This window comes from Flavobacterium sp. 1, assembly GCF_002797935.1.
In the GTDB taxonomy this organism is placed as follows: domain Bacteria; phylum Bacteroidota; class Bacteroidia; order Flavobacteriales; family Flavobacteriaceae; genus Flavobacterium.
The window spans coordinates 2,114,048-2,126,709 of record NZ_PGER01000001.1 but is presented as its reverse complement, the minus strand read 5'-3'; the positions used below and the strand labels follow the sequence as shown (position 1 = coordinate 2,126,709).

The 12,662-nt window shown below is 39.0% G+C and carries 7 protein-coding genes; all 7 read left to right on the top strand.

Features of this window, described 5'->3' with window-relative positions; all coding sequences use genetic code 11:
* The first annotated feature begins 238 nt into the window (after positions 1–238).
* Positions 239–1,156, top strand: a complete 918-nt coding sequence (locus tag CLU83_RS08510; protein ID WP_100431203.1) for a glycoside hydrolase family 43 protein — start codon at positions 239–241, stop codon at positions 1,154–1,156.
* A 58-nt stretch (positions 1,157–1,214) separates the two neighbouring features.
* Complete coding sequence (locus CLU83_RS08505; protein WP_100433679.1) at positions 1,215–3,089, top strand: six-hairpin glycosidase; 1,875 nt, start codon at positions 1,215–1,217, stop codon at positions 3,087–3,089.
* A 71-nt stretch (positions 3,090–3,160) separates the two neighbouring features.
* Complete coding sequence (locus CLU83_RS08500) at positions 3,161–5,905, top strand: glycoside hydrolase family 78 protein (RefSeq protein WP_100431202.1); 2,745 nt, start codon at positions 3,161–3,163, stop codon at positions 5,903–5,905.
* Between the two features lie 155 nt (positions 5,906–6,060).
* Positions 6,061–7,488 carry an acetylxylan esterase gene (locus CLU83_RS08495; RefSeq protein ID WP_100431201.1) on the top strand — a complete coding sequence of 476 codons (1,428 nt, stop codon included), beginning with the start codon at positions 6,061–6,063 and terminating at the stop codon, positions 7,486–7,488.
* Positions 7,489–7,715: 227 nt separating this feature from the next.
* Complete coding sequence (locus CLU83_RS08490) at positions 7,716–8,192, top strand: hypothetical protein (RefSeq protein WP_100431200.1); 477 nt, start codon at positions 7,716–7,718, stop codon at positions 8,190–8,192.
* A gap of 160 nt (positions 8,193–8,352) precedes the next feature.
* The gene (locus CLU83_RS08485) at positions 8,353–10,824 is read left to right on the top strand and encodes a glycoside hydrolase N-terminal domain-containing protein (RefSeq protein ID WP_100431199.1); all 2,472 of its coding nucleotides are present in this window, start codon (positions 8,353–8,355) and stop codon (positions 10,822–10,824) included.
* 179 nt (positions 10,825–11,003) lie between these two features.
* Entirely contained in the window at positions 11,004–12,572 is a 1,569-nt protein-coding gene (locus tag CLU83_RS08480) for a glycosyl hydrolase family 65 protein (RefSeq protein ID WP_100431198.1), read from the top strand.
* Positions 12,573–12,662 lie beyond the last annotated feature (90 nt).

Sequence of the window (12,662 nt, the reverse complement as noted above, 5' to 3'; positions counted from 1 at the left end):
GAGCAGAAACATTGGGCATTTTAGGAAACATCGTCCCGCTTTCTGCTACAATCTTTTGTGCCGAACACCGGCATAAAAGGATTTCCACTGCAATCGGGGCTAAAGAGTAACATTAGGATTTTTAACAAACAATAAAAAAAATCTGCGAAAATCTGCCGAATCTGCGTGCTAGTTTTTTCACGCCGAGATTTGCAGATAACTTAACAATGAAATCTTTGGTAAGGATAAAAACATAACAATGAAAAAAATATTCATCATACTAACGCTTTCACTTTTCGCGGTAAGCTATTCCCAGAAAAAAAAGGAAATTTTCCTTTTCACCTCTTTCAGGGAACCCGCTACCGAAGGTTTGTATTTGGCTTACAGTGAAGACGGCTATAACTGGAAAGGCCTTGAAGGATCATTCCTAAAACCCGAAATCGGAGCCAGTAAAATAATGCGTGATCCATCCATCACAAAAGGAGCAGACGGAACCTATCATATGGTATGGACAACCGACTGGAAAGGCGGAAATGGTTTCGGCTACGCTAGTTCCAAAGACCTGATTCATTGGTCAAAACAGGAATACATTCCCGTTATGAAACACGAACCCGAAGTAGTAAACGTGTGGGCACCCGAAATTTTTTATGATGATGTCAAAAAAGAATACATTATTATCTGGGCATCCACAATCCCATTCCGATTCGAAAAAGGAGTAGAAGACGAGAAAAACAACCACCGAATGTATTACGTAACCACCAAAGATTTCAAAACCTTTTCGGATACGAAATTATATTACGACCCAGGTTTCAGCGTCATCGACTGCGTGATTGTAAAAAAAGGCAAAAAGGATTATGTTTTGGTGCTGAAAGACAACACCAGACCAATGCGAAACATAGAAGTAGCTTTCGGAAAATCACCTGTAGGACCATTTGAAAAAAGATCAAAACCCTTAACAGAATATTTATCAGAAGGACCAACAGTTGTTAAAGTCGGTAAAAACTGGTTGCTGTATTATGACAATTATGGCTCCAAAAATTACAAAGCCTTAAGCACTTCCGATTTTGTTAATTTTGAAGATGTGTCATCCAAAATCAGCCTTCCTGAAGGACACAAACACGGAACAATAACAACAATTTCAGAAGACATTCTAAAAGGATTAATTGAAAAGAAATAATGGATTTATCAACCTCAGGGTTATGAACCTTGAGGTTGTTGACATAAATAAAATAAAAATGATTGCATTTAAAAACATAAAAACCAATATCGTAACAGCAACAGCCATTTTGTTGAGCTGTGTCGCAGTTAATTCGGTGCAAGCCCAACAAGACACGATACGATATACAGGTAAAACCCTTTCCAATGTCGATTACCATCACGGACAATTAAGTCCTGCAGTTGGAGTTCACGCCACACAAATTATGCGCGCCAGCCGTGAACATCCTGAAAAAGCAGACGGTTTTGGCTGGACGTACAACCACCAATCAATGATGGCATATTGGAACAATACTTTTTACCTGCATTATTTAAGCGACCCGTCCGGAGAACACATTCCGCCGAGCCAGACTTTTATGATGACTTCCAAAGATGGTGTAACTTGGACAAAACCAGCTGTACTTTTTCCAATTTACCACGTTCCCAATGGCTTTAAAAAAGAAGGAGTAGAAGGCGTTGCCAAAAACATCGATGCGATTATGCACCAGCGAATGGGCTTTTATGTTTCATCCGACAACAGATTACTGGCAACCGGTTATTACGGAGTTGCCTTAGACAAAAAAGACGATCCGAATGACGGAAAAGGAATTGGTCGTGTGGTTCGTGAAATCTACAAAGACGGAACGTATGGTCCAATTTATTTTATCCGATACAACAAAACCGGAAACCCGTTGCCAACGACCTTTCCGTTTTACACCAAAAGCAAAGACAAAAAATTTATCAAAGCCTGCGACGAGTTGCTGTCAAAACCTTTATTGATGCAACAATGGGTCGAAGAAGCCGACAGAGATGATGCTTTGATTCCGTTAAAAAAACAATACAAAGCCTTCAATTATTACCATTTACCAAACGGAAACGTAATAGGTTTATGGAAATTTGCTTTGACATCCTTAAGTAAAGACAATGGAAAAACCTGGGAATACACGCCTTTAAGAGCACCGGGATTTGTAAACAGCAATGCCAAAATTTGGGGTCAAAAAACCTCCGATAATCGTTATGCAACCGTTTATAATCCATCAGAATACCGTTGGCCATTGGCGATTTCAACCAGTGATGACGGATTAAATTACAAAGATTTATTATTGGTTCACGGTGAAGTAAGCCCGATGCGATACGGAGGAAACTACAAATCTGCAGGACCACAATACGTTCGCGGAATCCTTGAAGGAAACGGAACTCCGCCAGACGGAAAACTGTGGGTAAGTTACAGCGTAAACAAAGAAGATATTTGGGTAGCTTCTGTACCCGTTCCTGTTACCAGTGAAGTCAAAGAAAACGCAAATGATGTATTCAATGATTTGCCAAACGGAGAAGAATTAAAATTATGGAACACCTACGATTTGTCCTGGGCATCCACCAAAATAGAAAAGAAAACAGACGGTAAAAAATGGCTGACCTTAAGAGATCAGGACTTTTTTGATTATTCCCGTGCCGAGCGTGTGATTCCGTTTGCACAAAAAATGGAAGCCACTTTCACCGTAAAACCCGAACAAAATAATCACGGATTATTGCAGGTAGAATTCCAAAACAAACAAGGATTGCCTGCGATTCGCATCGTTTTCGATTCGGATGGAGAAATAAAAGTAAAACACGGAGCCCGTCACGGAGGAATTGGCAAATACGAAGCAGGAAAAGAATATACAATAACGGTTAAATTGGATGTAACTTCCCGTTCTTACACCGTAAAAGTGAATGACGTAAAAGAAACCAACAAAATATTCTATGCTCCGGTTGATGGAATTTCGCGCATTATGTTCCGCACAGGCGATCAGCGTTACACACCAAATGCCGACACAGAACCAGATACACCGGATTTCACTGATTTACCTGATACAGGAAAATTAATTCCCGAAGCAGTTTTTAATATTAAATCATTGGTGACAAAGAAATTATAAGATTGAAATATTTAAAAAATTAAAAAAATAAATCTGCCCAATCTGCTGAATCTGCGTGCAAAAAATAAAATATGAAGAATTTTAAAAACATATTATTCGTCTTTTGTCTTCTGATTTCGTTCATTTCAAATGGACAAATTTCTGCTGTGCATTTAAGATGCGAAATGACAGAAAACCCATTGGCAGTAATTGAAAACCAACCAAGATTAAGCTGGCAGTTGGTTTCAAAAGAACAGAATGTTACACAATCTGCCTATGAGATTTTAGTTGCTTCAACAGAAGAAAGATTAAAGAAAAATGAAGGAGATGTCTGGAACAGCGGAAAAGTAGTTTCCAATAAAAATCTTCAAATCAGTTACAGCGGAATTTCATTAAAAAACGAGTCCAAATATTTCTGGAAAGTAAAAGTCTGGAACCAAAAAGACAAAACTTCCAATTGGAGTAAAACAGCTTGTTTCAGAATCGCCCCTTCAGCATTGAATCCAATCTGGATTGGCGCGATTACCAAAGCCGACAGTCATTTACCAGAAGGCAGAAATTACCACACCGCCACTTTCAACAAAGAGAAAAAAGCGTCATTAATCAATGCTTCCGATTCGTTGTCGCGTAGAAGTATTATGCTTCGAAAACCTTTTACTACGACTAAAGAAATCAAAGAAGCCATAGTGTATATTTCCGGTTTGGGACATTATGAATTAACCATTAACGGAAATAAAATCGGTAACAGCGAGTTTGCCCCTTTGTGGACAGATTACGACAAAACCGTTAATTACAATACCTACGAATTATCGGCTAATGAACTTAAAAACGGTGAAAACGTAATTGGCGTTTTATTAGGAAACGGAATGTACAACACGCTTGCCGAGCGTTACTCGAAATTCTATGTGAGTTTTGGCCCTCCGACTTTATTTTTCAAAATGAAAGTGATTTATAAAGACGGTTCGGAACACATTATAAAATCAGATGAAAGTTGGAAATACAGCAAAAGCCCGATTACCTACAACAGTATTTTTGGCGGAGAAGATTACAACGCCAATTTAGAGCAAAAAGGCTGGAACGAAACCGGATTCAATGATAACAATTGGAAAAAAATAATCGTTCAGGAAGCACCAAAAGGGGTTTTAAGACCACAGGCTACAACACCAATTACAATTCAAAAGCAATATGAAGTTGCAACAGTAAAAGAACTGAAACCTAACTTTTTTGTTTTCAATATGAAACAAAATCTTTCGGGATTTACCACCATAAAAGTCAAAGGAAAAAAAGGACAAACCGTTCGTGTTTGGGTAGGCGAGAGCCTGAATGAAGACGGAACGGTCGGACAGGGAAAAACCGGAAAACCCTATTATTACGACTATATTTTAAAAGGCGAAGGCGTAGAAGAATGGCAACCGAAATTCAGTTATTATGGCTTTCAATATGTGCAGATTGAGAACATTAATTATAAAGAAACCAAGAACGAAAATCTGCCAACATTAGTAGATTTAAAATCAAATTTCATTTACAATTCAGCAGGAGAAGCAGGAACTTTTGAATCTTCGAATGATATTTTCAACAAGACACATTTGCTGATTAATAACGCCATCAAAAGTAATTTTCAAAGTGTTTTTACGGATTGTCCGCAACGTGAAAAATTAGGCTGGTTAGAAGAAATTCACTTAAACGGGCCAGGTTTATTATTCAATTACAATCTGGAAAGTTTTATTCCGGCGACAATGCAAAACATCTCGGATTCACAGCGTGACAACGGTCTGATTCCAACCATAGTTCCCGAATATGTAGTTTTTGGAGGCGATTTCACCGATTCACCGGAATGGGGCGTGACAGGCGTAATTCTGCCTTGGATGTATTACGAATATTACGGCGATGCTTCGTTAATCGAAAAATATTATCCCGTAATGAAAAGATATGTGGATTATTTAGGAACGAAAGCCACTAATAATATCGTTTCCCACGGATTGGGCGATTGGTACGATTACGGAACGCATTCGGCAGGTTATTCCAAAAACAGCCCGATTGCACTTTCGGCAACTTCTCATTATTTTTACGGAGCAAGTTTGCTGGCAAAAGCTTCTAAATTATTGAACAAAACAGAAGATATTGCGAAGTACGAAAAGCTGACTTCAGATATCAAAAACGCTTTCAATAAGGAATTTTTCAATCCCAAAACCAAACAATACGGAACCAGCAGTCAGTTCAGCAATGCCGTTCCCGTTTTTATGGATATCGTAGAACCGCAATACAAACAGGCGGTGATGCAGAATTTATTGGCTGACATCAAAGCAAAAGGCGACCGATTAACAACTGGCGATGTTGGAAACCGCTACTTATTTCAGGCTTTGGCGCGAAACGGCGAAAACGAAACGATGTACAAAATGAACAATCATTATGATGCGCCGGGTTATGGTTTTCAGATTAAATTTGGACTGACGACTCTAACCGAGCAATGGGATCCGCGCAAAGGCAATTCGTGGAATCATTTTATGATGGGACAAATCGAAGAATGGTTCTACCAAAGCCTGGCCGGAATCGTTCCCGACGATCAAAATCCGGGTTTCAAGCATTTCTTTATTCAGCCGGAAATCGTAGGCGATATGACTTTTGTAAAAGCAACCTACAAATCCATTTACGGAAATATCGCTTCGGCCTGGGAGAAAAAAGACGGAAAACTAATTCTGAAAGTAGAGATTCCAGTAAATACATCAGCGACCATAAAATTGCCAATCGCCAATAATTCAGAAATAAAAGTCAACGGAAAAGCGACTAAAGATTTGAAATTAGGTTCAGGAAAATATACAATTGAATGCAAAATATAGAACGATAAAAATGGAACGCGGATGACACAGATTCGCTAAAGCGAAGACGCAGATTGTCACGGATTTTATATTAAAAATTTTAAAAAATCCGTTTTTATCCGCGTTTTTACGAAGTAAATCCGTGTCATCCGCGTGCAAATCTCAACAATACTAAAATGAAAAATTTAAAAAACATAACTTTTACTTTACTGGTTTCAATCTTTGGATTGACGCTTGGAAATGCGCAATGCACTTCTGATACAAATTTCAGAAAACCGGTTACGGAAACAATAAAAAATATCGAAACCATTTTCAAAATCACCGTAATTGACGACAGAGGTTTATTGAAAGGAAAAGAACTCGATTACGCTGATTGGCGAATCGAACAAGGCAATCTGGAAGTTTCTCTGGCTAATATTTTGGTTCCTTTTGAATTGACGTATTTCAAACAGCCGGACGGAAAATACCAAATCCGAAAATACGAAAGCCATAAAGTTTCAGTCGATAAAGGAAAAGAGCGTTTGGATTATTTGACCACTTTATATTCCAATGTTTCCGACTGGGAAAAACGCAAGAAAGAAATAAAAGCCTGTATGATCACGTCTTTTGGTTTAGACAAAGCACCGCCAATGCCTAAATCAAAACCAATCTTAACCCCAAAACGAATCTACAAAGATTACAGCGTCGAGAATATCGCATTGGAAATTCTGCCAGGCGTTTACACAACGGGATCGATTTACAAACCGTATCCTTTAAACAAAAAATCAGCGATTATCTTAACTCCCGACGGACATTTTGGCGACGGAAGATACAGAAAAGACGAGCAATACCGTTGCGCCATAATGGCCAAAATGGGAGCGATTGTAGTGAGTTACGATCTGTTTGCCTGGGGCGAATCCCTATTGCAATTTCCAGAAGAAACACACCGAAACAGCATCGCCTCAACCGTTCAGGTCTTGAGCGGAATCCGTTTACTGGATTATCTGGCCACCATAAAAAATGCCGATGTTTCGCGAGTGGGCGTTACAGGCGGTTCTGGCGGAGGTTCGCACACGATGTTTCTGTCGGCTTTAGATGACCGAATCACAGTTTCTGCTCCCGTGGTGATGGTTTCCTCGCATTTTTCGGGCGGTTGTCCTTGCGAGAGCGGTCGCGGAATCCACCTTTGTGGCAACGGAACCAACAATGCCGAAATCTCCGCAATGATGGCGCCAAAACCACAGTTGATTGTGTCCGACGGAAAAGACTGGACGCTCGCAGTTCCCGAATTGGAATTCCCTTTCATCCAAAGAACTTACGAACTCTACGGCAAAAAAAATGGCGTAGAAAACGCTCATTTTGCCAAGGAAGGCCACGATTTCGGCGTTTCAAAACGTATGGCGTTGTACCCGTTTATGGCGAAATATTTAGGCTTGGATCTAAACAAAGTAAAGAACGAAAAAGGCGAAATCGACGAATCGACTTGTGTGATTGAGCCTTACGAAAAATTATATGTTTTTGGCAACAAAGCCGAAAATTTGCCTAAAAATGCACTCAAAGACATCAACAAATTATATGAAATGTTCGGAGAAAAAAATCTGAAAGTATATGAAGTTAAGAAGTAATAGTTGGGCGTGACCCAATTTGGGAAAGGGGGCAACTCTCGAAACCGCTTAGTCGCCCCCTTTTTCAAATCGGGTCGGGCTATCCGCGCTACTTCGGTAGCTTGCTTCTATCCCTCACGCACTCTCGTAACTTTTAAGTAATTTGTCTTTTGACTTAAAAAGATAAGTAATAGAGTTAGTAGTAATTTTAAAGCAGACCAGAGAATTCAAAAAACTAAAACTATAAAATGACAACAAATTTTATTAAAAAAATTCAAGCTATAATCACTCAAAATATCGGAATCGGAAGTTCATCAGAAATGATTGCATATTATGGATTAACGTCTAAAAGTGAATTACAATATAGAGATATAATAGCTTTCAACTTGTACAAGGAATTAAAAGATGAATTTTTAGTAACTCGTGAATGGAATAAATGTGATTTAGCAGTATTAGATAAACAAACGGGGGAACCTATTTTACTTATTGAATTTAAAGTCTGTTATAATGTTGATTTATACAAACCATCGACTATAAACGAATATACTACTGCAATCAAAAATGACATTCAAAAGTCAAAAAAAATAGGAAATAAAAACACCGAAATTTATTCTATAATGTTCATTTTTAAGCCTGAAGAAATGATTCCAGACAATTTAAAAAAAATTGTCAAATATTCATCTTCAATAAATTCAGGGTTAAAAAAGTTTGACTACAAAAATTGAATTCAGTTGGAGAAGTAAATCTTAAAAATGAATTTGAAAATATTGAATTTTATCATATAAGAAAAGACAATGCATTTGGAATAGTTTGTAGCCTTGGTTATTGTGTAATTAAAGAGTAAAAAAAATAATTGGAGAGTTTGCTCCAAAAAACAGATCAAATATGAAGTTTAAAAATAAAATAATTGCTTTTCTAGTAGTTTCGTTATTTGTTTTACAAAATACAACGGCGCAAACCAACAGCCAACTAAAACTCTGGTACGACAAACCCGCCACCATCTGGAACGAAGCTTTGCCTTTGGGTAACGGTCGTTTAGGCGCAATGGTTTTTGGCGATCCCGCAGTGGAGCGTTTGCAATTGAACGAAGAAACCATTTGGGCAGGTTCGCCAAACAGCAACGCGCATACGAAATCAATCGAGGCTTTACCAAAAGTAAGACAGCTCGTTTTCGAAGGAAAATTCGATGAAGCGCAGGCTTTGGCAACACAAGATATTATGTCCCAAACCAACGACGGAATGCCGTATCAGACTTTTGGAAGTGCTTATATTTCGTTTCCCGGACATCAAAAGTATACCAATTATTATCGTGATCTGGATATCGAAAATGCTACCGCAAAAGTAAAATACACCGTAAACGGAGTAGAATTTACAAGGGAAATACTGACTTCGTTTTCAGATCAGGTGATTGTGGTAAAATTGTCGGCAAGTCAGCCGGGACAGATTACGGCAAATGTTTTTATGAACAGCCCGATTGACAAAACCGTTCCGTCAACTGAAGGGAATCAAATTATACTTTCGGGAGTTGGAACTAATTTCGAGAACGTAAAAGGAAAAGTAAAATTTCAGGGACGAATCGAAGCCAAAAATAAAGGCGGTGAAGTTTCGGCAAGCAACGGAATCCTAATCATCAACAAAGCCGATGAGGTAACGCTTTACATTTCGATAGCGACAAATTTTAAAAATTATCAGGACATTACCGAAGACGAAGTAGCCAAAAGCAAATCGTATTTAGAGAAAGCTATTTCGAAAGATTTTGAAACTATCAAAAAAGCACACGTAGCTTATTACCAAAAATTCTTCAACAGAGTTTCGTTGGATTTAGGTTCAAACGATGCCGTCAAAAAACCAACAAACGAAAGAATTCGTGATTTCAAAAAGGAATTCGATCCGCAATTGGCAAGTCTGTATTTTCAATTTGGGCGTTATTTATTGATTTCAAGCTCACAGCCTGGAGGTCAGCCTGCAAATTTACAGGGAATTTGGAACGATATGGTAACTCCACCTTGGGATTCTAAATACACTACAAACATTAATGCCGAAATGAATTATTGGCCTGCAGAAGTAACCAACCTTACCGAAATGCACGAGCCTTTTATCCAAATGGCAAAAGAATTGAGTGTTACGGGAGCAGTAACAGCAAAGACAATGTACAATGCTAACGGCTGGGTTTTGCATCACAACACCGATATTTGGCGTGTAACCGCTCCGGTAGATTCGGCTGCGTCAGGAATGTGGATGACTGGTGGTGCGTGGGTTTCACAGGATTTGTGGGAATGTTATTTGTACACCGGCGATCTCAATTATTTAAAAGAAATTTATCCAATAATTAAAGGGTCTGCAGATTTCTTTTTGGATTTTATGATTACCGATCCAAATACAGGATATTTGGTTGTGGTGCCATCAAGTTCTCCTGAAAATACACACGCTGGCGGAACCGGAAAATCGACTATTGCTTCGGGAACTACGATGGACAATCAGTTGGTTTTTGATTTGTTTTCGAATGTAATCAAAGCTTCAAAACTTGTGTCTCCAGATGAAAATTATACTAAAAAATTAAGCGATGCTTTGGCAAAAATGCCTCCGATGAAAATCGGAAAACACAGTCAGTTGCAGGAATGGCAGGACGATTGGGACAATCCAAAAGACAATCACAGACACGTTTCGCATTTGTACGGCTTGTTTCCGAGTAACCAGATTTCGCCAATCAAAACGCCTGAATTATTTGAAGGAGCCAAACAATCACTGATTTACAGAACAGACGAATCGACTGGCTGGTCAATGGGCTGGAAAGTGAATTTATGGGCAAGATTGTTAGACGGAAATCACGCCTACAAATTGATTCAGGATCAATTGCATTTGGTAACTGCTGACCAAAGAAAAGGGGGCGGAACCTATCCCAATATGCTTGATGCACACCAGCCGTTTCAAATTGACGGTAACTTTGGATGTACCGCAGGAATCGCCGAAATGCTGATGCAAAGTCAGGAAGATGCGATTCATTTATTGCCTGCTTTACCAACGGTCTGGAAAGACGGAAGCATCAAAGGTTTGGTAACCCGAGGCGGGTTTGTAATTGATATGACCTGGAAAAATAATAAAGTTTCGACTTTGAAAGTGTATTCAAAATTAGGAGGAAACTGCCGATTGAAATTGGAAAACACATTAAAAGCAGATAAAGGAATTGCACTAAAAAAAGCAAAAGGTAAAAACCCGAATCCGTTGTTTTATGATGTGGAAGTAAAGAAACCCATTATTTCTAAAGAAGCAAAATTGCCAAAAGTACAATTGCCAAAGTACAATGAATATGATGTGGAAATGAAAGCGGGGCAGACTTATAGTTTTTTGGCGAATTAATTGAATGCGATTAGACCTGACAGGTTTCAAAAACCTGTCAGGTCTTAAAACCGAATATTGTGTCCGCGTGAGTGATGGCAGTGGAGCTCTCCCGATTTTTCATCGGGAAGCGGGAACGTACAGCACGACCCGAAGTTTTTCACGAAGGGTCACGCCCAAAAAATTAAAATAAATAGAATATGTTACACCAATTTAAATACAAAATAATGGCGATTGTCATTCTGATTTCGGCTTTGAACAGCGGTTGTAAATCGGGTGCGGGGCATTCTAAAAAAGGAACTTCTGTTGTTTTGAAAGCGGATAATTTTAAGCATTATGTGGATTATTTCAACACGATGGAGGACGAGAATCTGAAATTTGCGATTCCGAATGACAGTGCGTGGGCGTGGATGGAAAAGAATGTTCCGTTGTTTGAATGTCCACAGCAGAATTTTGAGGAGATTTATTATTATCGCTGGTGGACGGCTCGAAAACACATCAAGAAAACGCCACTTGGTTTCGGAATTACCGAGTTTTTAGTCGATCGTTCGTATGCCGATAAATACAATTTGATCAGTTGTGCGCTGGGGCATCACATCAATGAGTTTCGCTGGGTCCACGATCCGCAGTATTTGGAGCAGGATGTTCATTTGTGGTTTCGGGGGAATGATGGCAAGCCGATGAAAAAGTTGCGAACTTTTAGCAGTTGGACGGCCGATGCGTTGTACAACCGTTATTTGGTGAATAAAGATGACAAGTTTTTACTGGATATGTATCCGGATTTGGTGGCTGAATATTCGGCTTGGGAAGGCGACAGAAAACGCAAAGACGGTTTGTTTTGGCAGTTTGACGTAAAAGACGGAATGGAAGAATCGTTGAGCGGGGCAAGGAAATTCAGAAATGCGCGTCCGACGATTAACAGTTATATGTATGGAAATGCACAGGCTTTGGCAAAAATGGCAAAAATGAAAGGCGATGCGAAACAGGAAAGTTATTTTTTGGCAAAAGCAGATACACTTCAAAAATTAGTGGAAACGAAATTATGGAATCCGAAAAGTGAATTCTTTGAAACGTTTACCGAGAAAGATACGCTGGCGCAGGTTCGGGAAGCGATTGGATTTATTCCTTGGTATTTTAATCTGCCACAAAAAGACAAAGGTTTTGAAAAAGCATGGGAACAGATTAAGGATGAAAAAGGGTTTTCGGCACCTTTTGGATTGACAACGGCGGAGCGCAGAAGTCCGCGTTTTAGAACTCACGGAACCGGGACCTGCGAATGGGACGGTGCGATTTGGCCTTTTGCGAGTTCACAAACTTTGACGGCTTTGGCCAATGTTTTGAATAATTACAATCAAACTTTCGTTGCCAAAACCGATTATTTCAAACAAATGGATTTGTATGTGCATTCGCAATATTACCGAGGAAAGCCATATATAGGAGAATATCTGGACGAAACAACCGGTTATTGGCTGATGGGCGACAAAGAAAGAAGCCGTTACTATAATCATTCGACTTTTAACGATTTGATGATTACAGGATTGGTTGGGTTACGCCCAAGAGCAGATGAAAAAATAGAGGTGAATCCGTTGATTCCACAGGAAAAATGGGATTGGTTTTGTTTGGATAATGTGTTGTACCACGGGAATATCATTACGATTCTTTGGGATAAGACGGGGGAGAAATACAATAAAGGAAAAGGTTTCAGGATTTTTAAGAACGGAAAGGAAATTGCTGTTTCAGAAAAATTGGAGAAATTAGTGGCGGAGTAGAAATTTAATTTGCTAATCTGTAGAATTTGTATACTTAATTTTTACACATATTTACAGATCCAAATTTGGATAAAACTTAATTAAAAAAGT